This is a genomic window from Methylobacterium sp. A52T, from assembly GCF_053346095.1.
This window is the reverse complement of record NZ_JBKFBI010000026.1, coordinates 13,855-37,009: the sequence shown is the minus strand read 5'-3', so window position 1 is coordinate 37,009 and position 23,155 is coordinate 13,855. Positions and strand designations below refer to the sequence as shown.

General features: G+C 72.1%; 23 protein-coding genes and 1 tRNA gene. 16 read left to right on the top strand and 8 right to left on the bottom strand.

The window, feature by feature from the left end; all coding sequences use genetic code 11:
• Positions 1–116 precede the first annotated feature (116 nt).
• On the bottom strand, positions 117–2,045 hold the full coding sequence (locus ACLBYE_RS09155) for a translation initiation factor 2 (protein WP_447693908.1): 1,929 nt from the start codon (positions 2,043–2,045) through the stop codon (positions 117–119).
• On the opposite strand from ACLBYE_RS09155, the gene ACLBYE_RS09150 reads away from it, so the two are divergent.
• A complete protein-coding gene (locus ACLBYE_RS09150; RefSeq protein WP_447693907.1) occupies positions 2,035–2,436 on the top strand; it encodes a hypothetical protein in 402 nt (133 codons plus the stop codon). The genes ACLBYE_RS09155 and ACLBYE_RS09150 overlap by 11 nt on opposite strands.
• Here ACLBYE_RS09150 and ACLBYE_RS09145 read toward each other — a convergent pair.
• The 5 genes from ACLBYE_RS09145 to ACLBYE_RS09125 all read right to left on the bottom strand — a co-directional run bounded on the left by ACLBYE_RS09145 (position 2,433) and on the right by ACLBYE_RS09125 (position 7,032).
• Entirely contained in the window at positions 2,433–3,140 is a 708-nt protein-coding gene (locus tag ACLBYE_RS09145; RefSeq protein WP_447693906.1) for a uroporphyrinogen-III synthase, read from the bottom strand. The genes ACLBYE_RS09150 and ACLBYE_RS09145 overlap by 4 nt on opposite strands.
• A gap of 3 nt (positions 3,141–3,143) precedes the next feature.
• On the bottom strand, positions 3,144–4,019 hold the full coding sequence (locus ACLBYE_RS09140) for an aldose 1-epimerase family protein (protein ID WP_447693905.1): 876 nt from the start codon (positions 4,017–4,019) through the stop codon (positions 3,144–3,146).
• 76 nt (positions 4,020–4,095) lie between these two features.
• Positions 4,096–5,847 carry an ABC transporter ATP-binding protein gene (locus ACLBYE_RS09135; protein WP_447693904.1) on the bottom strand — a complete coding sequence of 584 codons (1,752 nt, stop codon included), beginning with the start codon at positions 5,845–5,847 and terminating at the stop codon, positions 4,096–4,098.
• A gap of 79 nt (positions 5,848–5,926) precedes the next feature.
• Positions 5,927–6,190 (bottom strand): hypothetical protein, encoded by a 264-nt coding sequence (locus ACLBYE_RS09130; protein WP_447693903.1) that lies wholly within the window; start codon positions 6,188–6,190, stop codon positions 5,927–5,929.
• Positions 6,191–6,345: 155 nt separating this feature from the next.
• Positions 6,346–7,032 carry a DNA-binding protein gene (locus tag ACLBYE_RS09125; RefSeq protein ID WP_447693902.1) on the bottom strand — a complete coding sequence of 229 codons (687 nt, stop codon included), beginning with the start codon at positions 7,030–7,032 and terminating at the stop codon, positions 6,346–6,348.
• Positions 7,033–7,323: 291 nt separating this feature from the next.
• On the opposite strand from ACLBYE_RS09125, the gene ACLBYE_RS09120 reads away from it, so the two are divergent.
• Together ACLBYE_RS09120 and ACLBYE_RS09115 are read left to right on the top strand one after the other, a co-directional pair.
• Complete coding sequence (locus ACLBYE_RS09120) at positions 7,324–7,989, top strand: response regulator transcription factor (RefSeq protein ID WP_020092230.1); 666 nt, start codon at positions 7,324–7,326, stop codon at positions 7,987–7,989.
• Positions 7,989–9,383 (top strand): sensor histidine kinase, encoded by a 1,395-nt coding sequence (locus ACLBYE_RS09115; protein ID WP_447693901.1) that lies wholly within the window; start codon positions 7,989–7,991, stop codon positions 9,381–9,383. The genes ACLBYE_RS09120 and ACLBYE_RS09115 overlap by 1 nt, the downstream gene beginning before the upstream one ends.
• Here the strand turns inward: ACLBYE_RS09115 and ACLBYE_RS09110 are convergent.
• Positions 9,322–10,713 (bottom strand): aminotransferase-like domain-containing protein, encoded by a 1,392-nt coding sequence (locus tag ACLBYE_RS09110; RefSeq protein ID WP_447693900.1) that lies wholly within the window; start codon positions 10,711–10,713, stop codon positions 9,322–9,324. The genes ACLBYE_RS09115 and ACLBYE_RS09110 overlap by 62 nt on opposite strands.
• Before the next feature lie 114 nt (positions 10,714–10,827).
• Here ACLBYE_RS09110 and ACLBYE_RS09105 point away from each other — a divergent pair, with 114 nt between their 5' ends.
• Positions 10,828–11,151, top strand: coding sequence for a DUF1127 domain-containing protein (locus ACLBYE_RS09105; RefSeq protein WP_447693899.1), 324 nt, complete (start codon positions 10,828–10,830; stop codon positions 11,149–11,151).
• Between the two features lie 62 nt (positions 11,152–11,213).
• A complete protein-coding gene (locus ACLBYE_RS09100) occupies positions 11,214–12,116 on the top strand; it encodes an EamA family transporter (RefSeq protein WP_447693898.1) in 903 nt (300 codons plus the stop codon).
• A gap of 99 nt (positions 12,117–12,215) precedes the next feature.
• Here ACLBYE_RS09100 and ACLBYE_RS09095 read toward each other — a convergent pair.
• A tRNA-Asp gene (locus tag ACLBYE_RS09095) sits at positions 12,216–12,292 on the bottom strand.
• Between the two features lie 383 nt (positions 12,293–12,675).
• On the opposite strand from ACLBYE_RS09095, the gene ACLBYE_RS09090 reads away from it, so the two are divergent.
• The 11 genes from ACLBYE_RS09090 to ACLBYE_RS09040 all read left to right on the top strand — a co-directional run bounded on the left by ACLBYE_RS09090 (position 12,676) and on the right by ACLBYE_RS09040 (position 23,151).
• A complete protein-coding gene (locus ACLBYE_RS09090; protein ID WP_007560754.1) occupies positions 12,676–13,041 on the top strand; it encodes an NADH-quinone oxidoreductase subunit A in 366 nt (121 codons plus the stop codon).
• Positions 13,042–13,083: 42 nt separating this feature from the next.
• Positions 13,084–13,671 carry a NuoB/complex I 20 kDa subunit family protein gene (locus ACLBYE_RS09085; RefSeq protein WP_010686017.1) on the top strand — a complete coding sequence of 196 codons (588 nt, stop codon included), beginning with the start codon at positions 13,084–13,086 and terminating at the stop codon, positions 13,669–13,671.
• 9 nt (positions 13,672–13,680) lie between these two features.
• Entirely contained in the window at positions 13,681–14,328 is a 648-nt protein-coding gene (locus ACLBYE_RS09080) for an NADH-quinone oxidoreductase subunit C (protein ID WP_447693897.1), read from the top strand.
• Positions 14,329–14,344: 16 nt separating this feature from the next.
• A complete protein-coding gene (locus ACLBYE_RS09075) occupies positions 14,345–15,535 on the top strand; it encodes an NADH-quinone oxidoreductase subunit D (protein ID WP_020092237.1) in 1,191 nt (396 codons plus the stop codon).
• Between the two features lie 10 nt (positions 15,536–15,545).
• Positions 15,546–16,907 carry an NADH-quinone oxidoreductase subunit NuoE gene (gene nuoE / locus ACLBYE_RS09070; RefSeq protein WP_447693896.1) on the top strand — a complete coding sequence of 454 codons (1,362 nt, stop codon included), beginning with the start codon at positions 15,546–15,548 and terminating at the stop codon, positions 16,905–16,907.
• 4 nt (positions 16,908–16,911) lie between these two features.
• The gene (locus ACLBYE_RS09065) at positions 16,912–17,166 is read left to right on the top strand and encodes a hypothetical protein (RefSeq protein ID WP_447693895.1); all 255 of its coding nucleotides are present in this window, start codon (positions 16,912–16,914) and stop codon (positions 17,164–17,166) included.
• Between the two features lie 13 nt (positions 17,167–17,179).
• The gene (gene nuoF / locus ACLBYE_RS09060; RefSeq protein ID WP_447693894.1) at positions 17,180–18,481 is read left to right on the top strand and encodes an NADH-quinone oxidoreductase subunit NuoF; all 1,302 of its coding nucleotides are present in this window, start codon (positions 17,180–17,182) and stop codon (positions 18,479–18,481) included.
• A gap of 192 nt (positions 18,482–18,673) precedes the next feature.
• Positions 18,674–20,755: an NADH-quinone oxidoreductase subunit NuoG gene (gene nuoG / locus ACLBYE_RS09055; protein WP_447693893.1), complete on the top strand. Its 2,082-nt coding sequence runs from the start codon at positions 18,674–18,676 to the stop codon at positions 20,753–20,755.
• A gap of 13 nt (positions 20,756–20,768) precedes the next feature.
• The gene (gene nuoH, locus ACLBYE_RS09050) at positions 20,769–21,791 is read left to right on the top strand and encodes an NADH-quinone oxidoreductase subunit NuoH (protein WP_447693892.1); all 1,023 of its coding nucleotides are present in this window, start codon (positions 20,769–20,771) and stop codon (positions 21,789–21,791) included.
• A gap of 28 nt (positions 21,792–21,819) precedes the next feature.
• Entirely contained in the window at positions 21,820–22,308 is a 489-nt protein-coding gene (gene nuoI / locus ACLBYE_RS09045) for an NADH-quinone oxidoreductase subunit NuoI (RefSeq protein WP_007560744.1), read from the top strand.
• Positions 22,309–22,530: 222 nt separating this feature from the next.
• Complete coding sequence (locus ACLBYE_RS09040; RefSeq protein ID WP_020092241.1) at positions 22,531–23,151, top strand: NADH-quinone oxidoreductase subunit J; 621 nt, start codon at positions 22,531–22,533, stop codon at positions 23,149–23,151.
• Positions 23,152–23,155: the final 4 nt, after the last annotated feature.

Here is a 23,155-nt window from a genome sequence, read left to right as displayed (position 1 = left end):
ATCTCCTGTCGGCGGCCGGCTGGCGGCCGTCGCGGGGTGCGGGAGGAGCGGGGCGCCTGCGCGCCCGCTCGGAGATGGTGCGGCCGCGCAGCGCGCGGATCGGGGCCCTCACCGGACTAGCGCCCGGGGGCGGCCTGGGCCGGCTGGGCGGCGCCGACCGGCAGGGCCTTGAAGGCGCCGTCGAGCAGCGCGCGCACGGCCTGCTCGGCCTCGGCTCGGGCCTTGAGCTTGGCGCCGAAATCCCCGGCCTGCTCCCGGGCCTCGGCCGGGAGCGCCGCGAAGGCCGCCGAGGCCGCCGGCAGGTCGCCGCGGTCGAGGGCCGCCTGGACCTTGCTCTCCGGATCGTCCGCGGCCTCGGGAGCGGGTGCGTCGGCCTTGCGGATCTGCACGAGACCGTCTGCCATGCTGAGGAGCTTGGTGCGGAAATCGCCGGTCTCGGCCGCGCTCTTGGCCCGCTGCGCCTGCCGCTTGGCCGCGATCCGCTCGGCGATCGGCCGGAACGTGTCGGCGAGATCCCCCGCCGAGGGGGCACCGCCGTCGGCGAAGGGCGCCAGGGCCTTGGCCTGCGCGTCGGTCCCCGGATCGAGCTTGCGCAGGGTCGCGAGTGGCTCGGCGTAGCTCGTCCCGGATTCCAAGGCGGCCGCCACGCGGTCGGCGACGACGACCCGGAGCGCCGCCTGGACGGTGCTGGCCTCGGCGCGCTGCGCGACGCTCTTGTCCAGGGCGGCGATCTGGTCGGCCTGCTCCTGCAGCCGCCGGTCGACCGCCTTCGCGGCCTCCGCGGCCTGGGCCTGTCCGGCCTGGGCGGCGGTGCGGCTCGCCTGGGTCGCCGCCTGGACCGCCTCGGTCGCGGCCTTCACCCGCGCGTCGACGGCCTGCTGCAGCGCGTCGAGGCGCTGCTCCAGGGTCGCGTCGGCCTCGGCGTTCGCTTTGGTCTTCTGCTCCACCTCGCTCTGCAGCGCCGCGACCTTCCGGGCGGCCTCCTCGGCCGCGCCCTTGTTGGCGCCGCCATCCTCCACCGCCTTCAGGCGGGTCTCGAGGTCGGCGATCTGCTTCGCGTTGTCCTGGACCACGCCGAGCTTCGAATCGGCCGGCTGGTCGCGACCGGGCTCCTGACCGGGCTCCTCCTGCAGCGCCGCGACGCGCTGGTCGAGGCTGTCGAGGCGGGCGACGAGATCCGGCGGCACGGCCGGGGCCTGCCCGGAGGCCTGACCGGCCGCTTGCCCGTCGGCGGTGGACGCGGGCGCCGCACCGGACTTGTCCAGGGCCTGCTTGGCGCTCGCCTCGGCGGCGGCGACGCGCTTGTCGAGCGCCGTCACCGCGTCGCGCGGGGCCAGCCCGTCGAGACGCTTGTCGAGGGACGTGAGCTGGCTGGAGAGCCTCTGGTCCAGGGCGCTCAGGCGCGGGTCGGGACCGATCCCGGCCTTCTCGGCGCCGAACAGCAGGCCGGCGCCGATCACGCCGCCGAGCAGCCCCGCGGCCGCGAGCGAGCCGAACCCGGCCCGGGCCCGGCCGGTGGGCGCGGCGGCGCTCCTGCTGGGATCGACGGCGGCCACCGCGGGGATCGGGCCCTTCGGCGGCTCCTTGCCGTCCCTGGCGGCGTCCTTGGGAGTGTCCTTGGCGGTATCCTTGGAAGCGTCCTTGCCCGGCTCCTTGCCGGCGGTCGCCGGATCCGGGATCCGCTTGGCCTTCAGGTCGATGATCGGGCCGGCCGTCACCGCGCTGGCCGCCGCCGGGCCCGCGGCGCCGGGTGCGGGTCCGCCCGGACGGGGACCGCCCTGCGGGCCGGTTCCGGGCTGCGCGGCCTTCGGATCGATCTTCGCGCCGGACGTCCCGGACGCGGCGGTGGAGGCCGTCGACGACGACGAGGCGGACGCTCCGGTTCTGCCGTCGGAGGCCGACGACGCGGCGCCCGCCGTCACGGGATCGGGCTTCGCACCGGCCGACTGGGCGGCCGGGCCGGTCGACGGCTTCAGGCCGTCGGTCCCGGAGGCCGGCTTGCCGGCGTCGGACTTCGGATCGGTCGTGCCGGGCTTGGCAGCCACGACCGGATCGGTCGCCGGCCTGGGCGGCGTTCCGGACGCGGATCCCTGCGGCCCCCGCACGCCGCCGCCGGCGGTGGAAGAGGTGGAGGCCGACATCGAGGCCGACGTGCTCGCCGACGTGGAAGCGGACGTCGAGGCCGACGTGGAGGCTGTGGACGCCGACGTCGCGGCCGGTCGGGACGCGCCACCGGGCGGGCTGGACTGCCCGGGCTTGCCGGGCGCGGCGTCCGGCTTCCGGCCGCCGGGGCCGGGCTTGTCGGCGTCGCTGGGTGGTGGCGTCACGGGCAAGTCCTCCAACTCTTCGGCGTCGCCGCGCCCCCCTAGCACCGCGGCGGCGCCGGGCGCGAGGGCGAGATACGGCGGCCCGGCCTCCCTGTCACCGCGCGGTTAGCCCGGTCGCCCTGCCAGGGCGTCGAGCAGGTCCGCTTCGCGCGGGCGTGCCGCGACGAAATGGACCGGAACACCGGCCGCTTCCAGGGGTGCCGCAACATCCGGCGATAGGCAGTAATGCCTCAGCCGGCGGAAAGCTCCGCCGTGCTCCGATCCATCCGCGAGGGCAAGGGCGACGGCGGCGCTGCGCCGGGAATAGTGAAGGGCCGCCTCGAGGCGGTTCCCGGCGAGTTCGCGGCCGACCGCCGGCGGCAGGCGGTCCAGCGCCTCGGCCCGGTACGCCACGAAAACGGTGACCCGGTATCCGGCCGCCGTGAGCGTCGCCGCCGGTTCCGGCTTGCGCTCGGCTCCCGTCGCGTGGAGGAGCGGCTGGCCGGGCGGCAGCGTCGCCGCCACCAGGGCGGCGAGCCCCGAAGCGTCGCCGGACCCCTGCCGGACGGGGCCGAGACCGGCCGCGCGGGCCAGGGCGGCCGTCCGCGCGCCGACGGCGAAGACCGGGAGGCCGCGCAGGGCCGGCGCGTCGCGGAGCGCCGGAACCGCGTTGGCGCTGGTCAGCAGCAGCGCGGCGAAGGGTCCCATGGGCGGGGCCGCCGCGGTCGGCCGCACGGCCAGGACGGGCGCCACGAGCGGCGCATGGCCGAGGTCGGCCAGGGCCGCCCCGGTCCGCGTCGCTCCCGGCTCGGGCCGCGCCACCCAGATCCGCAAGGGCTAGGTCTCCAGCGTCAGGCGGACGCCGTGGCGCGCCGCGGCGCCCGGGGCGAGCAGGCGCTGCGAATCGCGCGCGGCGAGGTCGCCCGCGAAGTCCGACCAGTCGGCGTAGCCGGTCCAGCACTCGAGCGACAGGAAGGGTGCGGTCGGCTTGGTCCAGACCGCCAGGTGGGGGAAATCCGCCATCTCCATGCGGATCGATCGTCCGGGGCCGGTGAAGCGCATCCAGCGGCTGCGGGCGTTCCGGAACACGAAGGCCTCGGTGAAGAGCGCCGGATCGAGGGGCAGCGTGTCCCCGGCGAGGGGGATCGGCTGCTCGTCGCGCAGCAGCAGGCCGCCCGGGCCGACCTGGGGGGCGAAGGGCCGCTCCGCCTCCTCGAAGGCGACCGCGTAGCCGCCGTCCCGGGCGCGGGTGCCGCCCGCGAAGGGCCACGGGAAGGCCGGGTGGAAGCCGAGGGCGTAGGGCAGGGGGACATCGCCGGGATTGGCGACGGTCACGTCGAGGTCGAGACCCGCCGGGCGAACCCGCGCGGCGATGTCGAGCCGGAACGCGAACGGGTAGTGCGCCCGCGTCCCGGGCCCGTCGGTCAGGCGCAGGGTCACCGCGTCGGCGCTCCGGTCGACCACCGCGAAGGGCAGGTCCCGGGCGAAGCCGTGCTGGGCCATCGGGTAGCGCTCGGACCCGACCGTCACGTGCCCGCCCGCCGAGGCGCCGACCACCGGGAAGAGCCAGGGCGCGTGGCGGTTCCAGTGCTCCGGATCGCCGCTCCAGAGATACTCGGTCCCGCCGACCCGCCACGAGACCGGCTCGGCCCCGTCGGTCGCGAGCGTCGCGGTGGTGCCGTCCGGTGCGGTCAGCTCGATGCGCGTGGTCACGGTGCTCTCCCGGTCTGCCTCGGAGAGCCGAGGTAACGGAGGCGGGGCCGGACGCAAGGCCCCGGCGCGCGGTTGCTCAGGCCGCCGTTCCGAGCCCCGGCAGGACCGCCTCGGGCGGCCCGGAGGCGACGATCCGGCCGGCCTCCAGGACGTGGACCGCGTCGGCGCCCTCCAGGGTCGAGAGGCGGTGGGCGATCAGGATCAGCGTTCGCCGGCCCGAGATGGCGCGCAGCGCCCGCATCACGGCCGCCTGCGTCTCATCGTCGAGGGCCGAGGTCGCTTCGTCGAAGACGATGACGTCCGGATCGTGGTAGAGCGCCCGGGCGATGCCGACGCGCTGGCGCTGGCCGCCGGACAGCCGCGCCCCGCGCTCGCCGACCCGCTCGGCGTAGCCGTGCGGCAGGGCGGCGACGAAGTCGTGGGCGCCGGCGAGCAGCGCCGCCCGCTCGACGGCGGCGAGGTCCGGCGCGTCGAGGCCGAGCGCGATGTTCTCCGCCACGGTCCCGTCCACCAGGAACACCTCCTGCGGGACGTAGCCGATCCGGTTCTGCCACGCGGGCAGGGTCCCGGCATCGAGGGGCCGGCCGTCCACGGTGATCCGCCCGGCGGTCGGGCTCAGCACGCCGAGGATCAGGCCCGCCAGCGTCGACTTGCCCGAGCCGGTGCGCCCGGCGAGGCCGACCGTGGCGTTGACCGGGATCGTCAGGTCGATCCCGGCGAGGGCCGGACGGCCGGTGCCGTAGTCGAAGCCGAGGCCCTCGAGCCGGATCGCCCGCGCGAAGGGCAGCCGCTCCGCCGTGCGGGGCCGGGATTCGCGCTCGTCGGCGAGCTCGTCGACGATCACCCGCACCGCCGGCAGGGTGAAGCGCATCAGCGCGACCGAGGTGAAGATGTTCTGGAAGGCCGGCAGCATGCGGTAGCCCGCGAAGGCGAACAGGCCGAGCAGCGGCAGGATGCCGGCGACGTCGAGCCCCTGTGCGAGCGCGAACAGCACCACCACGATCACCCCGCCGAACGCCAGGGCCTCGATGACGAAGCGCGGCATCTGGCCGGTGAGCTGGCTCGCCGCGGTGGCGAGGGCGTAGGCCCGGGCCGGGGCGTCGAACCGCGACGCGAACGCCTCCGCGCGCCCGTAGAGCTTCAGCTCGGTGAGCGCCCCGAAGGTCTCCTGCACGATCCGGAAGCGGGCCTCGTTGTCGGCGACGGTGCGGCCGCCCAGCCGCGCCAGCCGGGCGCGCATCACGAGGTAGATCCCGACATAGAGGCCGCCGAAGCCGCCCCCCAGGATCAACGCGAGCTGCGGCGCGTAGGCCAGCAGGAAGGCGATCACCGCGAACGCCGAGCTCGCCCGCGAGGCGAGCACCGTGGCGGGCGTCAGGGCGCCGATGACCAGCCGGTCGGTCTCGGACAGCACGTTCTTGGCGAGCTCCGCGCTGTTGCTCTGCGTGAAGAACAGCCGCTCCCGGTCGAGGTAGCGGAACAGCAGCCGCCGGCTGAGGCTGTAGCCGGCCAGGTGCGTGAACCGGAGCTGCGCGTAGGTCAGCCCGGCATTCACCAGCGCGGTGACGAGGATGGCCGCGAGTGCCGCGCCGCCGGTCACCAGCAGGAAGCCGCGCTCGTCGGTCAGTCCGAGGGCGCTCCGGGCCTGGGCCAGGTAGGGGATCCGGGTCGCCGCCGACGGGTCCCCGACCAGCGTCAGGAACGGGATCACCGAGGCGACGCCCACCACCTCGAGCAGCGCCGCCGCCGCGAGGCCGAGGGCGATCAGGGCGAGCCGGCGCCGGTCGGCCGACCGCATGGCGCGGACGAGGTCGATCAGCGCGCGCATGGCATCGCGGGGTCTGGCGGGACGGCTCGCATGGTCGGGCCGGGCTTAAGCGCGCCGTCCCGGCCTGTCCACGCCGCGCTCAGTCGAGCTTCTTCAGGGAGCCCAGGTCGACCTCGCCGTCCTGGCCGGTGAAGGTCAGGGTCTTGGCCGCCCCGTCCGCCTGCGCGACGCCGCCGATCCGGTGGTCGCCGCTGTCGTAGGTCGAGACCTGCCCGTCGCGGTCGACGAGGAGGCGGCGCTTGTCCGGGAAGAACGCGTACTTCATCCCGTTCTGCGCGCCGCTGGTCGCGGGCTCGCCGAGATCCTTCGGCCACCAGGGCTCCGCGCCCGTCATCGGTTTCATGGGCTCCATGGGCTTCATAGGCTTCATAGGCTTCATAGGCTTCATGGGTTCCATCGGCTTCATCGGCTCCACGGCGCGCACCTCCTGTCCAGCGAGAGACAGGAGGACGCGGCAGGCGCGGAAGGGTTGCACGCCGCGCCCCGCCCGGGCGCGGCTCAGAGCGGCGGCAGCCCCAGCGCCGGGCGCTCCCGCACCTGGCCGTCGAAGCCGACATGGAGCCAGTGCTCGCGGCCGTCCCGGTCCTTCGCGGCCACCTCGACGTGGCGCGGCCCGCGACCCGTGACCCGCACGTCGCCGTAGCCCGCCGCCTGGACCGAGGCGGTCAGGGCGGCCATGTCGGGCTTCGGCCCGAGACCGAGCCGGTCCTTGGCCCAGTCCAGGCTGCCGGTGGGAGGGCCGCCGGCCGGCCCGAGCAGCAGCGTGCGCCCGTCCCCGTGGGTCAGGACCCGGGCGTGCAGGAAGCCGGTCTCGAAGCGGCCCTGCACCGTCACGGTCTCGCCCTTGGCGACGAGGCCGCCGCCCTCGCCCTCGCGGCCCGTCTCCACGAGGGCCCGCCCGGTCCCGTCCTGCACCACGAACTTGTTGCCGAAGATCTCCGCGACCTCACCCTTGATGGCGGTCGCGCCGGAGGGGGCCAGGGCCTGGATCGCCACCGGCGCGACCGGCGTCGGCTGGAACGGCGTTCCCTGTGCCAGGGACAGGCCGACGGCGCCCAGGGCCAGCGGCAGCGCCACCGCGCCCACCACCCAGGTCCGTCGCGGGACTGCCCTCGGCGCCGGCCCGGCGGCCTCGGGCTCGCGGACTTCCCGCGCCGTCCCGTCGATAGTCTTGTCGTCGCTCATGATCTCATCCTCTGAAGGGTCCGGATCCGCTCGATCCGATGCCCCTTCCTAGGGAGGCGCCGGCAATCCCGTCTGAACCGCGCGGTTCAGGCCCGGTTAAACGCGCCGCCCTAGAGCGCTCCGTGTGGAACCCGTGCGGGTTCAGAGGCTTGGCAGCGGGCGCTGATGCGGGCCGACAGGTCGGCGCCCGCGCGGCTGTCCCGGCAGCCCGGGTGAAACCACGGCCCTAAGTGCCGGCGGCGGCGGGCGAAACCGGCCGGCCGCCGCGGTTCGGACGGGGAGGTGAGACCGGTGAAGATCCTGCTGGTGGAGGACGACGCCGCCCTCGCGGCGGAGGTCGCCAAGGTGCTGCGCGCCGAGAACTTCGTGCTCGACCACGCCGCCACCGGCGAGGACGCCCAGCATCTCGGCGAGACCGAGGGCTACGACGCCGTCGTGCTCGATCTCGGCCTGCCGAAGGGCGACGGCGTCTCGGTGCTGCGGGCCTGGCGCGGGGCCGGCCGGACCCTGCCGGTGCTGGTGCTCACCGCCCGGGACGGCTGGAGCGACAAGGTCGCGGCCTTCAAGGCGGGGGCGGACGACTATCTCGTGAAGCCGGTCCGCGTGGAGGAGCTGGTGATCCGCCTCCGCGCCCTCGTGCGCCGGTCCCAGGGCGGGGGCGCGAGCCGGATCACCTGCGGTCCCCTCAGCTTCGATCCGGGTCTCGGCGCCTTCGAGCACGAGGGCCTGCCGCTCAAGCTCACCGGCCTGGAATGGCGGGTCCTGTCCTGCCTGATGCTGAACCGCGAGACCGTGGTGCCGCGCCCGCACCTGATCGAGCGGGTCTACGAGGGCGACGCCGACGTCGATTCGAACTCCGTCGAGGTGATCATCACGCGCCTGCGCCGGAAGATCGCGCCGGCGCGGATCGAGAGCGTGCGCGGCCACGGCTACCGCCTGCACGCGGAGCCCGCCTGATGGCGGCGACGGCGCGGCGCCGCTCACTCCGCACACGGCTGCTCGCGTCGGCCCTGGTGCTGGTGCTGGCGGCCCTGGTGGTGGCGGGCCTCGCCATCGGAGTGATCCTGCACCGCTTCGTGCGCGGGCAGCTCGACGGTCGGCTCGACGCGCAGATCGTCGCCCTGCGGGCCGGGCTCGAGGCCGGCATCCTCCCGCAGGGTCTCGACGCGCCGCCCTTCGACCGACCCGGCCCCGGCTGGGCCTGGGAGGTGCGCCGCGGCGCCGAGACGATCCGCTCCGGCTCCCTGCGGGGCGGGGACATCCGCCTGTCCGATCCCGGACCGGACGACGATCCGGGCCGTCCGCACCCGGCTTCGGGCACGGGGCCGCGCGGCGAGCCCCTCGTCGCCCGCGTGCTGGCCGTGCCCGGGCCCCAGCCGGCGACGATCGTGGTGGCGGCGCCGGAGGGGGAGCTGCGCGGGCCGCTGCGCGAGGCGCTGACGAGCCTCGCCCTGGCGCTCGGCATCCTCGGCCTGTGCCTGCTCGCGGGCCTGGCCTTCCAGGTGCGCCTGGGCCTCGCGCCGCTGACGCGCCTGCGCGCGGACCTCGCGTCGGTCCGGGCGGGGCGGCGCGAGCGCGTGCCGGCGGACCAGCCTTCCGAGATCGCGCCGATGGTGGCGGAACTCAACGCGCTCCTGGACCAGAACGCGCAGAACCTGGAGCGCGCCCGCGGCCACGTCGCCAACCTCGCCCACGCCCTCAAGACGCCGCTCGCCACCCTGTCGATGGCCCTCGCCGAGCCCGCCCGCGACCCGGACGGCGCCCTGCGCCGGCAGGTGGACGACATGGACCGGCGGGTGCGCCACCACCTCCGGCGCGCCCGGGCCGCGGCCCTGGCGGGCTCGGCCCGGGGCCGCACCGCCCTGGCGCCCCGGCTGTCGGACCTGCGCGCGGCGCTGAGCCGAATCCACGCCGAGAAGGGCGCGGCGATCGACCTCGACGTCTCGGAGACGCTCTCGGTCTCCTGTGAGGGCCAGGATCTCGACGAGATGCTCGGCAACCTCGTGGACAATGCCTGCCGCTGGTGCCGCAGCCGCGTGCGGGTCTCCGCGACGGCGCGGGCGCGCGGTGGCCGGGGGGGTGGAGGAGGGGGGGCCCGGCCTCGCCCCGGCGGCGGCCCCCGCCGTCATGGCCCGGGGCCGCCGCCTCGACGAGGGAGTGCCGGGCCACGGCTTCGGGCTGCCGATCACCCTGGAGCTCGCCGAGCTGTACGGCGGCGGCCTGAGCCTCGGGCGGTCGGATCTCGGCGGCCTGCGGGCGGAGCTGCGGCTGCCGGCCTGACCGCGCCCCTCAGCCCAGCGCCTCCCGCAGGATCGGCCGGATCCGCGGATCGGCGCAGTGGGCCACGTTGAAGCGCATGTAGCCGTTCCACGCATCCGACAGGCTGAACGAGGTCCCGGGCGCCAGCACCATGCCGCGGGCCAGCGCCCGGCGGGCGACGTCGGCGCCGTCGCGCCCGTCGGGCAGCCGCATCCACAGGAAGAAGCCGCCCCGGGGCTGCGCCCAGGTCTCGAGGCCGCAGGCGCGCAGCTCCGCGGAGGCCTGCACCATCGCGCCGGCGAGCCGGCGGCGGGTCTCGGCGAGGTGCCGCCGGTAGGCGCCCTCGGTGATCAGCGCGTGCACCAGCGCGGCCGTGATGTGGCCGTTGCCGAGGCTGAGGGCGAGCTTGAGATCGACCAGCGGCTCGACCCAGTCGGCCCGGAGCGCGATCCAGCCGCAGCGCGCGGCCGCCGACAGGGTCTTGGAGAAGCTGCCGATCTGGATCACCCGCTCCAGCCCGTCGAAGCCGGCGAGCCGCGGGGCGGCCTCGGGCTCGAGGTCGCCGAAGATCTCGTCCTCGACGATGAGCGTGTCGTGCGCCTCGCACAGCTTGAGGAGCCGGTGCGCCACGGTCGGCGCGAGGCTCGCCCCGGTCGGGTTCTGGAGGGCGGCGTTGGTCAGATAGAAGCGCGGCCGGTGCTGCTCCAGCAGGATCGCGAGCGCCTGCAGGTCCGGCCCCTCCGGCGTGATCGGCACGCCGACCACCGCGACGCGCTGCGCGCGCAGCAGCGCCAGGAAGTTGAAGTAGCAGGGATCGTCGACCAGCACGGTGTCGCCGGGCTGGAGCAGGAACCGGCAGACAAGGTCGAGCGCCTGCGTGGCCGATTCGACCAGCACGATCTGGTCGGGCTCGGCGCCGACGCCCTTCTCGCCGACCTTGCGGGCGATCTGGTGGCGCAGGGGCTCGTAGCCCAGGGGCCGGTCGTAATTGGTCATCTCGGCGAGGTCGGCCCGGGCCACCCGGCGCAGGCCCCGGCGGATCGCCTCGTGGGGCATCCAGGAATCGGGCAGCCAGCCGGCCCCGGGCTTCAGCTGGTCGGAGCCGGCCTGCTGCGCCTGCCGGGTGATCCAGAGCGGGTCGACGATCCGGTCGAGGCGCGGCCCCATCGCCTGGAGCGAGAGCGGCCGGGTCTTGCCGGCGACGTAGAAGCCCGAGCCCGGCCGCGGCACCACCGCGCCCTCGGCGGCGAGGCGCTCGTAGGCCTCCACGACGGTGGATTTCGAGACGCCCATCGTCTCCGCGAAGGCCCGGACCGAGGGGATCCGCACGCCCGGGACCAGCCGCCGCGCCGCGATCCGCTCGCGGATCTCGCCGACCACGGCCTCGACGCGCGTCCCGGGGCTTCTGACTGCGACCGCCATCCGTACTGCTCTTTCGTCCGGACAATTCTTCCGAACCGTACCGAAGTGTTCCTGTCGCCGCCAGCCCCCGCCCGCCAGGATCGCGACGCCCCGGAACGATGGAGGAGGGGATCCATGACTCAGTGCCTGACAGAGACCGCCGCCCTGGAAACGCGGATCGGATCCCGGATCAGATCGCGCGGCGGATGGCTCGCCCGGATGGCCGGGCCCGTGCTGACGGTCGCCGCGGAGGTGCGCGCGGGCCTGACGCGGGCGGCGATGAACCGGCGCGTGATCCAGCGCCTGTCGACCCTGTCGGACCGGGAACTGAAGGATATCGGCCTGACGCGGCAGGACGTGGCCGATGCCTGCGTGCCGGGCACCGGCGACGCGATCCACCTGCTGGTCGGCCGGCGCGACGAGCGACGCCACGCCCGGGCGGCCGTACGGCCGTGGTGACGCGGTGGTGACGCGGTGGTGACGCGGTGGTGACGCGGCGGCGTGCGGCGTAGGGTGCGCGCATGACGCTGCGCGACGGGCTCGCCGCAATCCTGGTGGTCACGATCCTCGGACTGGCCTTCGTGGCCATCAAGGTGGGCCTGGAGACGGTGCCGCCGCTGATGCTGTGCGCCCTGCGCTTCGGCTTCGCGGCGCTGCCGGCGGCGCTGGTGATCCGGCCGCCCCGGGCCCCCGTCGCCCTGGTGGCGGGGTTCGGCCTCGCCCTCGGGGTCGGCCAGTTCGGGCTGCTCATGACGGCGATCCGCCTCGGCATGCCGGCCGGGCTGTCGTCGCTCCTCATCCAGGTCCAGGTCCCGTTCACCGTGGCGCTCGCCTGGGCGCTGCAGGGGGAGCGCCCGCGCCGACGGCAGATCCTGGGCGGCAGCATCGCGCTCCTCGGCGTCGCCGCGGTGGCGCTCGGGCGGGGCGGGGGCGCCCCGCTCGGCCCGCTGATCCTCGTCGTCGGCGCGGCCCTGTCCTGGGCCAGCGCGAACGTCGTCGCGAAGCGGATCGGCCGGGTCGACCGGCTGGCGCTGATGGTCTGGAGCAGCCTCGCCACCACGCCGCCCCTGCTGATCCTGTCGCTGATCGTCGAGGGCCCCGGGGCGCTCACGGCGCTGGCGCATCCGAGCTGGGGGGCGATCGGATCGGTCGCGTTCCAGGCCTACCCGACGACGCTCCTCGCCTTCGGCCTCTGGAACGGGCTCCTGACCCGTTACCCGGCGGCTGCCGTGACCCCCTTCGCCCTGCTGGTGCCGGTGGCCGGCATCCTGAGCACGCATCTCGTCCTGGGCGAACCGCTGAGCGCCGACATCCTGGCCGGGGGAGGCCTGATCCTGACGGGAATCGCCCTCAGCCTGCGCGGGACGCGGCCGGGCGCGGTCGCTCCGCCGAGTCCTGTCCCCGAATCGTCGAAGGTGGCCTGACCGCACGGCCGAGCCGTCACCCGTCCCGCTCTGGCACGCGCGACTGCGCGTCGGCACGGTGCGCCGCGAAACGGTTTCTGATGGTGATATGGGGGGACGTGGCGCGGGCGACGGGGCTCGAACCCGCGACCTCCGGCGTGACAGGCCGGCACTCTAACCAACTGAGCTACGCCCGCACGGCGTGGTCGCTTCGAAGGGGCATTTTGCCCGGCGACGGGGCGGGGTTTATGGGGCGCCCGGTGCCCTGTCAAGCGCGTCCCGCACGGATTCGCATCGGCCTCGATCCGCGACCGCCGCCGCAGGCATACCAGCCCCCCGACTCGGGCCTGCGCGCTTCCGTCGTGTTGCGCCGGCGCCGCGCAAGCCCATCTCGGACATGTCCGACAGGACGACCGACAGGATGGCTGACAGCGCGCTTTGTGCGACGCGACAAGCCATTGTCACGGGCCGGCGGCTCGACTAAGCCTCCGGCCGCGCGCATCCTGGCATAAGAACAATTCCACGGGCGGATCCGGGTCGGCGTCGCACCGCGGTTTCACTCGTCTCGCGAGGCCCTGGCATGACCGGATTGTTGGCGGATTACCTGCCGCTCATCGTGTTCATCGGCGTGGCGCTGTTCATCGCCACGGCGCTCCTGGTCGTGCCGTTCCTGGTGGCCTTCAAGAGCCCCGATCCCGAGAAGCTCTCGGCCTACGAGTGCGGCTTCAACGCCTTCGACGACGCCCGCATGAAGTTCGACGTGCGCTTCTACCTCGTCGCCATCCTGTTCATCATCTTCGACCTCGAGGTCGCGTTCCTCTTCCCTTGGGCGATCACCTTCGGGGATCTGGGCTGGTTCGGCTTCTGGTCGATGATCGTCTTCCTGGGCGTGCTGACCGTCGGTTTCGTCTACGAGTGGCGCAAGGGCGCCCTCGAATGGGATTGATGTCCCGCCGCTCGCCGCCCGCACAGATTTCTTGAGTCGCCGATGGCCCTGATCACCGACACCAACCGCGCCCCCGCGATCGCGCCCCAGCCGAAGGGGATCATCGATCCCAACACCGGCCGCCCGATCGGCGCGGACGACCCGACCTTCCTGTCGATCAGCGACGAGCTGGCCGACCGGGGTTTCCTGCTCACCACCACGGACGAGCTGATCAACTGGGCCCGCACGGGCTCGCTGATGTGGATGACCTTCGGTCTCGCCTGCTGCGCGGTCGAGATGATGCAGATGTCGATGCCGCGCTACGATTGCGAGCGATTCGGCTTCGCCCCCCGCGGCTCGCCGCGCCAGTCCGACGTGATGATCGTCGCCGGCACGCTCACCAACAAGATGGCCCCGGCTCTGCGCAAGGTCTACGACCAGATGCCGGAGCCGCGCTACGTCATCTCCATGGGCTCCTGCGCCAACGGCGGCGGCTACTATCACTACTCCTACTCGGTGGTGCGCGGCTGCGACCGGGTGGTGCCGGTGGACATCTACGTGCCCGGCTGCCCGCCCACCGCCGAGGCGCTGCTCTACGGCGTGCTGCTGCTGCAGAAGAAGATCCGCCGGACCGGCACGATCGAGCGCTGAGGAGCGGCCATGACGAACGGCATCTCGATCCTGCCCCACACCCAGCCGGCCTACGGCGACGACGCCGTCTCGGCCCTGGCCGAGCGCGTCCTCGGCGCCCTCGGCCCGGCGGTCGTGTCCCACAATATCGCGTTCGGCGAGCTGACGCTGGTGGTCCAGGCCTCCGACATCGTCTACGCGCTGACCTACCTGCGCGACGATCCGGCCTGCGCGTTCCGCAACTTCATCGACATATGCGGCGTGGACTACCCGCAGCGCGAGAAGCGCTTCGACGTGGTCTACCACCTGCTCTCCCTGCGCCATAACCTGCGCATCCGGGTGAAGGTGCAGACCGACGAGGTGACACCGGTCCCCTCGGTGATCGAGGTCTTCCCGGCGGCCAACTGGTACGAGCGCGAGACCTACGACCTCTACGGGATCCTGTTCTCGGGCCATCCCGACCTGCGCCGCCTGCTCACCGATTACGGCTTCGAGGGGCACCCCCTGCGCAAGGACTTCCCGCTCACCGGCTTCGTCGAGGTCCGCTACGACCAGGACCAGGCGCGGGTGGTCTACGAGCCGGTGCAGCTGACGCAGGAATTCCGGAACTTCGACTTCTTGTCCCCGTGGGAAGGCACCGACTACGTGCTCCCCGGCGACGAGAAGACGTCGGCTTGAGCCGCGGAGACCGTCGGTGACAGAACACAACATCCGCAACTTCGCGATCAACTTCGGCCCGCAGCACCCGGCGGCGCACGGCGTGCTGCGCCTCGTGCTGGAACTCGACGGCGAGGTGGTCGAGCGGGTCGACCCGCATATCGGGCTGCTCCACCGCGGCACCGAGAAGCTGATCGAGTACAAGACCTACCTGCAGGCGACGCCCTATTTCGACCGGCTCGACTACGTGTCGCCGATGAACCAGGAGCACGCCTTCTGCCTGGCGATCGAGAAGCTCGCCGGGATCGAGGTGCCGCGCCGCGCGCAGCTGATCCGCGTGCTGTTCTGCGAGATCGGCCGCCTGCTGTCGCACCTGCTCAACGTCACCACGCAGGCGATGGACGTCGGCGCCCTCACGCCCCCGCTCTGGGGCTTCGAGGAGCGCGAGAAGCTGATGATCTTCTACGAGCGGGCCTCCGGCGCCCGTCTCCACGCCAACTATTTCCGGCCCGGCGGCGTCCACCAGGACCTTCCGCCGAAGCTCATCGACGACATCGACGCGTTCTGCGACCCGTTCCTGCAGGTCGTCCAGGACCTCGACGACCTCGTCATGGCCAACCGCATCTTCAAGCAGCGCAACGTCGATATCGGCATCGTGTCAGTCGACGAGGCGATGGAGTGGGGCTTCTCGGGCGTGATGGTGCGCGGCTCGGGCATCCCGTGGGACCTGCGCAAGGCGCAGCCCTACGAGTGCTACGAGGAGATGGAGTTCGACATCCCCGTCGGGAAGAACGGCGACACCTACGATCGCCAGGTGATCCGGATGGAGGAGATGCGCGAATCCGTGCGCATCATGAAGCAATGCGTCGCCAAGCTGCGCGAGCCCGCCGGCCAGGGGCCGATCGCCTCCGTCGACGGCAAGTTCGCGCCGCCGCCGCGCCGGGAGATGAAGCGCTCGATGGAGGCGCTCATCCACCACTTCAAGCTCTACACCGAGGGCTTCCACGTGCCCGAGGGCGAGGTCTACGCCGCGGTCGAGGCGCCGAAGGGCGAGTTCGGCGTGTACCTGGTGTCCGACGGGACCAACAAGCCGTATCGCTGCAAGATACGCGCGCCGGGCTTCGCGCATCTGCAGGCGATGGACTGGATGTGCCGCGGGCACCTTCTCGCCGACGTGTCCTGCGTGCTCGGCACGCTCGACATCGTGTTCGGCGAAGTGGATCGGTAAGACTCAAGCGATGGCCAACCGCAGACTCGCCCCCGCCTCCGAGCAGCCCGAGAGCTTCGCGTTCTCGCCCGAGAACGCCGAGTGGGCGAAGACCCAGATCGCCAAGTACCCGGAAGGCCGTCAGGCCTCCGCGGTGATCTCGCTCCTGTGGAAGGCCCAGGAGCAGAACGGCGGCTGGCTGCCGCGGGCGGCGATCGAGGCGGTGGCGGCCGAACTCGGCATGCCGAACATCCGCGTGCTGGAGGTCGCGACCTTCTACACGATGTTCGCGCTGGAGCCGGTGGGGCGCTACTGGATCCAGGTCTGCGGCACGGTCCCGTGCGATTCCTGCGGCGCGCGCGGGCTGAAGGAGATGCTCCACGACCGGCTCGGGCCGCCCGGCCACGTCTCGGCGGACGGCACCTTCTCCTGGCTGGAGGTCGAGTGCCTGGGCGCCTGCTGCAACGCGCCGATGGTGCAGATCAACCAGGATTATTACGAGGACCTGACGCCCGAATCGCTCGGCACGCTGATGGACGACCTCGCGGCCGGCCGGCCCGTGAAGATCGGCTCTCAGACCGGGCGCGTCTCGTCGGAGCCGCAGGGCGCGGTGAACACCCTCACCGATCCGACCCTGTTCGACGGGTCCCGGGTCGGCGCTTGGCGCAAGCGCTTCGAGGAGGCGGGCAAGGCCGAGGATCCGGCCGCCAAGACCGGTGAGGCTGCCGCCGGCGCGCAACAGGCCGCAACGAACCCGAAGCCGGCTCGGCCCGATGCCGGCCGCCCGGTCGAGCGGACCGTGAGCGATGCACCGGCCCAGCGCGCCGCCAGCGGCGAGGAACCGGTCAAGCCCGAGGATCGCGCCGACGCGGCCGAGCGCGGCCGCTCCACTGCCAAACATGGATCGGCCCGGCAGGGCGACGCGGACGTGCTCGACTCGCCGGCCAAGCGCGTCGCCGAGGGCGAGCCCGCCGCAGGCGAGCAGGGCCATCAGGAAGTGCCGGACCGTGATGCCGTCCCGCAGCAGCCGGAGGCTTCCGGCGCGAGCGAGGGCGAGGTGGCGGCCGAGGCCGAGGAGGCCCGCGTCGCCGGCGCGCTCGCGGCCCTGCCGAAGGATGCAAGCCCCGAGCAGAAGGCCGACGCGGTCGGCAAGCGCCCCCCGGGGCTGGACGCGGCTCGGGCCGGGCAGCCGGACGATCTCACCCGGATCAAGGGCATCGGTCCGGGCAACAGCCAGCGCCTGAACGGCCTCGGCATCTACCATTTCGACCAGATCGCCGCTTGGTCCCGCGACGAAATCACCTGGGTCGGCACCTACCTCGCGTTCCCGGGTCGCATCGACCGGGAGGACTGGGTGGGGCAGGCCAAGGCCCTGTCGGGCACCGGAGCGTGACGCCATGGCCGCGGTGACGAATGAGCTGATCTATGAGGTGCTGAAGGCCGTGCAGGCGCGCCTTGGCAACATGGAAGAGGGCCTGCGAGAAGTTCGTGGCGAGCTGAAGGGCGTGCGTGGCAACCAGCAGGCGCAGCAGCTCCAGATGAACGCTGTGCAGACTGATATTGGCAATCTCTACGAGGCGTTCGGTGCCCTCGATGTGCGGCTCGCCCGCATCGAGCGCCGCCTCGACATCACCGACGCTCCGGTCAGCTGAGGGATTTTCGGACATGCTGTCGGATCAGGATCGCATCTTCACCAACCTCTACGGGCTGCACTCGCCGGGCCTGGAGGCCGCCAAGAAGCGTGGCGCCTGGGACGGGACCAAGTTCCTGCTGGAGCAGGGCCGCGACTGGATCATCGAGGAGATGAAGGCCTCGGGCCTGCGCGGCCGCGGCGGCGCGGGCTTCCCCACCGGCCTCAAATGGTCGTTCATGCCCAAGAAGTCCGACGGGCGCCCGCACTACCTCGTGGTCAACGCCGACGAGTCGGAGCCGGGCACCTGCAAGGACCGGGAGATCATGCGGCACGACCCGCATCTCCTGATCGAGGGCTGCATGCTGGCCTGCTTCGCGATGAACGCGCATGCCTGCTACATCTACATCCGCGGCGAGTACGTCGCCGAGAAGCACGCCCTCCAGAAGGCCGTGGACGAGGCCTACGCGGCCCGCCTCGTCGGCCAGTCGAACGTCCACGACTACCCGTTCGACATCTACGTCCACCACGGCGCAGGCGCCTATATCTGCGGCGAGGAGACGGCGCTCATCGAGAGCCTCGAGGGCAAGAAGGGCATGCCGCGGCTGAAGCCGCCGTTCCCGGCCAATATGGGCCTCTACGGCTGCCCCACGACGGTGAACAACGTGGAGTCGATCGCGGTCGCCGGCACGATCCTGCGCCGGGGCGGTGCATGGTTCGCCGGGCTCGGCGGCAAGAACAACACCGGCACGAAGCTGTTCTGCGTCTCCGGGCACGTCAACAAGCCGTGCAACGTCGAGGAGGAGCTGGGCATCACCTTCCGCGAGCTCATCGATCGCCATTGCGGCGGCATGCGCGGCGGCTGGGACAACCTGCTGTGCTCGATCCCGGGCGGCTCCTCGGTGCCGCTGGTGCCGGCCGAGCAGATCGTCGACGCCAAGATGGACTTCGACACCCTGCGCAACCTGGGCTCCGGCCTCGGCACCGCGGCGGTGATCGTGCTCGACAAGTCCACCGACATCGTCGCGGCGATCACCCGGATCTCGTACTTCTACAAGCACGAATCCTGCGGCCAGTGCACGCCCTGCCGCGAGGGCACCGGCTGGATGTGGCGGGTCATGCAGCGCATGACCGAGGGCCGCGCCCAGAAGCGCGAGATCGACATGCTGTTCGAGGTGACCAAGCAGATCGAGGGCCACACGATCTGCGCGCTGGGCGACGCGGCAGCCTGGCCGATCCAGGGCCTGATCAAGCATTTCCGCCCTGAGATCGAGAAGCGCATCGACCGCTACACGGCCAACCCGCACAGCGAGCCTGTGCCGATGGCCGCGGAGTAGGAGCACGATGCCGGTGTCCAACCCACAGCCTCATCCCGAGGTGCCCGCGACAGCGGGCCTCGAAGGAGGCCTCCGGAGAGCGCGAGGCGGGCTGGACATCTCCTTCGAGGCTCGGCCACGCCGCGCACCTCGGGATGAGGGTGTGGGTGGGATCCGGCCTCGCGCGTTTGGGCCAGTTTACGAGACGATCCGATGACAAAAATCCTCGTCGACGGCACCGAGGTCGACGTCCCCGCCGATTACACGCTGCTCCAGGCCTGCGAGGCCGCGGGGGCCGAGATCCCGCGCTTCTGCTTCCACGAGCGCCTGTCGATCGCCGGCAATTGCCGCATGTGCCTCGTCGAGCTGAAGGGCGCGCCGAAGCCCGTGGCCTCCTGCGCCTATGCGGTGAAGGATTGTCGCCCCGGCCCGAACGGCGAGCCGCCGGAGGTGCTGACGCGCTCGCAGGGCACCAAGAAGGCCCGCGAGGGGGTGATGGAGTTCCTCCTCATCAACCACCCGCTCGACTGCCCGATCTGCGACCAGGGCGGCCATTGCGACTTGCAGGACCAGGCCATGGCCTACGGGGTCGATTCGACCCGCTACACGGAGAACAAGCGGGCGGTCGAGGAGAAGCATATCGGCCCGCTGGTGCGGACGGCGATGAATCGCTGCATCCACTGCACCCGCTGCGTGCGCTTCCTCGCCGAGGTGGCGGGCGTGCCCGACCTCGGCGCCATCGGCCGCGGAGAGGACATGGAGATCACCAGCTACCTCGAGCAGTCGATGGCCTCGGAGCTCCAGGGCAACGTCGCCGACCTCTGCCCGGTGGGCGCCCTCGTGCACCGGCCGCAGAGCTACAACATCCGCCCCTGGGAGCTGAACAAGACCGAGTCGGTCGACGTGATGGACGCGGTCGGCTCGTCGATCCGCATCGATACCCGCGGCCGCGAGGTCATGCAGATCGAGCCGCGGATCAGCGAGGAGATCAACGAGGAGTGGATCTCCGACAAGACCCGCTACCACATCGACGGGCTGCGGATGCAGCGCCTCGACCGTCCGTACCTGCGCGAGAACGGCCGGCTGCGGCCCGCCTCCTGGGGTGAGGCGTTCCAGGCCATCGCCGCGAAGGTGAAGGGCGCGGATCCGAAGCGCGTCGGCGCGGTCGTCGGCGACCTCGCGGGCGTCGAGGAGATCTTCGCGCTCCGCGAGTTGATCAAGAGCCTCGGCTCGCCGAACCTCGACTGCCGCCAGACCGATGCCGGCCTCGACCCGGCGCTGGGCCGCGCCTCCTACATCTTCAACCCGACGATTCCCGGCATCGAGGCGGCGGACGCGATCCTGATCGTCGGCGCCAACCCGCGCACCGAGGCCTCGCTGCTGAACGTCCGCATCCGCAAGCGCTGGCGCATGGCGCCGCTGGCGGTGGGCGTGATCGGCGAGCCGGTCGACCTGACCTATCCGAGCCACTACATCGGCGCCGGCCCCGATTCGCTGGCGGCGCTCGCCCGCGGCGAGCACAGCTTCCTCGACGTGCTCAAGGGGGCGAAGGCGCCGCTCGTCATCGTCGGTGCCGATGCGGCGCCGGGCGTTCTGGCGGCGGCCGCCTCCCTCGCGAAGGAGATCGGCGCGGTCTCGGCCGAATGGAACGGCTTCGGCGTGCTGCACACGGCCGCCGCCCGCGTCGGCGCGCTCGATCTCGGCTTCGTGCCGGGGGAGGGCGGCCTGACCTTCGCGCAGATGCTGGAGCCGGGCGCGCTCGACGTCCTGTTCAACCTCGGCGCCGACGAGCGCGACGTCGCCCCGGGCGCCTTCGTGGTCTACCAGGGCAGCCACGGCGACCGCGGCGCCGCCCGCGCCGACGTGATCCTGCCGGGGGCCGCCTACAGCGAGAAGTCGGCGACGTGGGTGAACACCGAGGGCCGGGTCCAGATGGGCAACCGCGCCGCCTTCCCGCCGGGCGACGCCCGCGAGGACTGGGCGATCCTGCGCGCGCTCTCGGACGTGCTGGGCAAGCGCCTGCCGTTCGACTCGCTGACCGCGCTGCGCCGCGCGCTCTACGCCGCCCACCCGCATCTGGCGGCGGTCGGCGCCGTCGAGCCGGGCAACGTGACCGAGGCGGTCGACCGGCTCGCCGGCCTCGGCGGCACCGCGACCGGTCCGGCCTTCGCGTCGCCCGTGACCGACTTCTACCTCACCAACCCGATCGCCCGCGCCTCGCGGATCCTCGCGGAGTGCTCGCGCCTCGCCCGGGAGCGCGCCGCCGAGGCGCGGCCCCTCGCGGCGGCCGAGTAGGAGCTCAAGACCGATGACGCCGCTCGAAATCCTCGGGACCGTGCTCCTGATCGTGCTGAAGAGCTTCGTGCTGCTGTCGGCACTGCTCGTCTTCATCGCCTACGCGCTGCTCGCCGACCGCAAGATCTGGGCGGCGGTGCAGCTCCGCCGCGGCCCGAACGTGGTCGGGCCGTTCGGCCTGTTCCAGTCCTTCGCCGACCTGATCAAGTTCGTGATCAAGGAGCCGGTGATCCCGGCGGGCGCCAACAAGGCGATCTACCTGCTGGCGCCGCTGGTCTTCGCGATGCTCGCCCTGTCGAGCTGGGCGGTGATCCCGCTCGCGGACGGCTGGGCGATCGCCGACATCAATGTCGGCATCACCTACATCTTCGCGATCTCGTCGCTCGGCGTGTACGGCGTCATCATGGGCGGCTGGGCGTCGAACTCGAAATACGCCTTCCTCGGCGCCCTGCGCTCGGCGGCCCAGATGATCTCCTACGAGGTCTCGCTCGGCTTCGTGATCATCTGCGTGCTGCTCTGCGCCGGCTCGCTCAACCTCTCGCGCATCGTGATGGCGCAGGACACCAGCCTCGGCCTGTTCGGCTGGTACTGGCTGTGGCTGTTCCCGATGTTCGTGGTGTTCTTCGTCTCGGCGCTCGCCGAGACCAACCGCCCGCCCTTCGACCTGCCGGAGGCGGAGTCGGAACTCGTGGCCGGCTACATGGTCGAGTACTCCTCGACGCCGTACCTGCTGTTCATGCTCGGCGAGTACGTCGCCATCATGAGCATGTGCGCGCTGGGCACCGTGCTGTTCCTGGGCGGCTGGCTGTCCCCGATCCCGTTCGCGCCCTTCACCTGGGTGCCCGGCGTGATCTGGTTCGTCCTGAAGGCGAGCTTCCTGTTCTTCCTGTTCGCGATGGTGAAGTCCATCGTGCCCCGCTACCGCTACGATCAGCTCATGCGCCTCGGCTGGAAGGTCTTCCTGCCGATCTCCCTGATCTCGGTCGTCGTCGTCGCCTTCGTGCTCAAGCTGACCGGCCTCGCGCCGGGCGCCTGAGCCCACCCTTCGCATCGGAGATCCGGGCATGAAGCTCGATCAGGTCGCCAAGAGCCTCCTCCTGAAGGAGTTCGTGTCCGGGATGATCCTCGGCATGCGCTACTTCTTCAAGCCGAAGGCCACGATCAACTACCCCTTCGAGATGGGCCACCGCGGACCGCGCTTCCGGGGCGAGCACGCGCTGCGCCGCTACCCGAACGGCGAAGAGCGCTGCATCGCGTGCAAGCTCTGCGAGGCGATCTGCCCGGCACAGGCGATCACCATCGAGGCGGGCCCTCGGCGCAACGACGGCACCCGCCGCACGACGCGCTACGACATCGACATGGTGAAGTGCATCTACTGCGGCATGTGCCAGGAGGCCTGCCCGGTGGACGCCATCGTGGAAGGGCCGAACTTCGAGTTCTCGGTGGAGACCCGCGAGGAGCTTCTCTACGACAAGCAGAAGCTCCTGCTGAACGGTGACCGCTGGGAGCGCGAGATCGCCCGCAACATCGCGATGGACGCGCCGTATCGCTGAGCCATCGTCCCGGGCACCGGTCGCCGGTGCCCGGCAGAAGATGACGCGAAAACAAGGCTCTAGAGCATCTCACCGGTTCCCGGTTCCGGTGCGATGCTCTAGAGCCATGCCGGGGGCGCTGTTGTGCCCCCGTCGACCGGGTTCTATAGACGGGCCGCCCGCCGCGGACCGTCTCCACGCACGGCAGAAGGGGCCGCTCCGGCGGCCGATCCCGATCAGCGCATGACCGCAGCAGCCGCCTTCTTCTATCTGTTCGCGAGCATCACGGTCGCGTCGGGCTTCATGGTGATCGCCTCGCGCAATCCCGTCGCCTCGGTGCTGTTCCTGATCCTCGCCTTCGTGAACGCCGCCGGACTGTTCGTCCTGATGGGCGCCGAGTTCCTCGCGATGATCCTCGTGGTCGTCTACGTCGGCGCGGTCGCGGTGCTGTTCCTGTTCGTGGTGATGATGCTCGACGTCGATTTCGCCGAGCTTCGCCAGGGCTTCCAGCAGTATCTCCCGATCGGCGCCCTGATCGGCGCGATCTTCCTGGTCGAGATCCTGCTGGTCGTCGGCTCGTGGAGCATCGATCCGGGCCTCGTCCAGGCCCCGCTCGGCAACGTCGCCTCGGCCGAGAACCTGACCAACGCCCAGGCGCTGGGCCGCGTGATCTACACGGACTACGCCTACTTCTTCCAGCTCGCCGGCCTGATCCTGCTGGTCGCCATGATCGGCGCCATCGTGCTGACGCTGCGCGACCGGCCGGGCGTCAAGCGCCAGAACATCGCGGTCCAGAACGCCCGCACCCAGGCCATGGCGGTCGAGACCCGCAAGGTCCCCTCGCGCCAGGGTGTCGAGGTCTGATGCG

Bases quoted from the DNA above. Each gene is read 5' to 3' on its own strand.
- nuoH (WP_447693892.1), top strand. From the start codon at position 20,769: ATGACGCCGCTCGAAATCCTCGGGACCGTGCTCCTGATCGTGCTGAAG.
- nuoI (WP_007560744.1), top strand. From the start codon at position 21,820: ATGAAGCTCGATCAGGTCGCCAAGAGCCTCCTCCTGAAGGAGTTCGTG.
- ACLBYE_RS09105 (WP_447693899.1), top strand. From the start codon at position 10,828: ATGACTCAGTGCCTGACAGAGACCGCCGCCCTGGAAACGCGGATCGGA.
- nuoG (WP_447693893.1), top strand. From the start codon at position 18,674: ATGACAAAAATCCTCGTCGACGGCACCGAGGTCGACGTCCCCGCCGAT.
- ACLBYE_RS09110 (WP_447693900.1), bottom strand. From the start codon at position 10,713: ATGGCGGTCGCAGTCAGAAGCCCCGGGACGCGCGTCGAGGCCGTGGTC.
- ACLBYE_RS09125 (WP_447693902.1), bottom strand. From the start codon at position 7,032: ATGAGCGACGACAAGACTATCGACGGGACGGCGCGGGAAGTCCGCGAG.
- ACLBYE_RS09100 (WP_447693898.1), top strand. From the start codon at position 11,214: ATGACGCTGCGCGACGGGCTCGCCGCAATCCTGGTGGTCACGATCCTC.
- nuoE (WP_447693896.1), top strand. From the start codon at position 15,546: ATGGCCAACCGCAGACTCGCCCCCGCCTCCGAGCAGCCCGAGAGCTTC.
- nuoF (WP_447693894.1), top strand. From the start codon at position 17,180: ATGCTGTCGGATCAGGATCGCATCTTCACCAACCTCTACGGGCTGCAC.
- ACLBYE_RS09135 (WP_447693904.1), bottom strand. From the start codon at position 5,847: ATGCGCGCGCTGATCGACCTCGTCCGCGCCATGCGGTCGGCCGACCGG.
- ACLBYE_RS09040 (WP_020092241.1), top strand. From the start codon at position 22,531: ATGACCGCAGCAGCCGCCTTCTTCTATCTGTTCGCGAGCATCACGGTC.
- ACLBYE_RS09085 (WP_010686017.1), top strand. From the start codon at position 13,084: ATGGCCCTGATCACCGACACCAACCGCGCCCCCGCGATCGCGCCCCAG.
- ACLBYE_RS09065 (WP_447693895.1), top strand. From the start codon at position 16,912: ATGGCCGCGGTGACGAATGAGCTGATCTATGAGGTGCTGAAGGCCGTG.
- ACLBYE_RS09115 (WP_447693901.1), top strand. From the start codon at position 7,989: ATGGCGGCGACGGCGCGGCGCCGCTCACTCCGCACACGGCTGCTCGCG.
- ACLBYE_RS09130 (WP_447693903.1), bottom strand. From the start codon at position 6,190: ATGAAACCGATGACGGGCGCGGAGCCCTGGTGGCCGAAGGATCTCGGC.
- ACLBYE_RS09080 (WP_447693897.1), top strand. From the start codon at position 13,681: ATGACGAACGGCATCTCGATCCTGCCCCACACCCAGCCGGCCTACGGC.
- ACLBYE_RS09090 (WP_007560754.1), top strand. From the start codon at position 12,676: ATGACCGGATTGTTGGCGGATTACCTGCCGCTCATCGTGTTCATCGGC.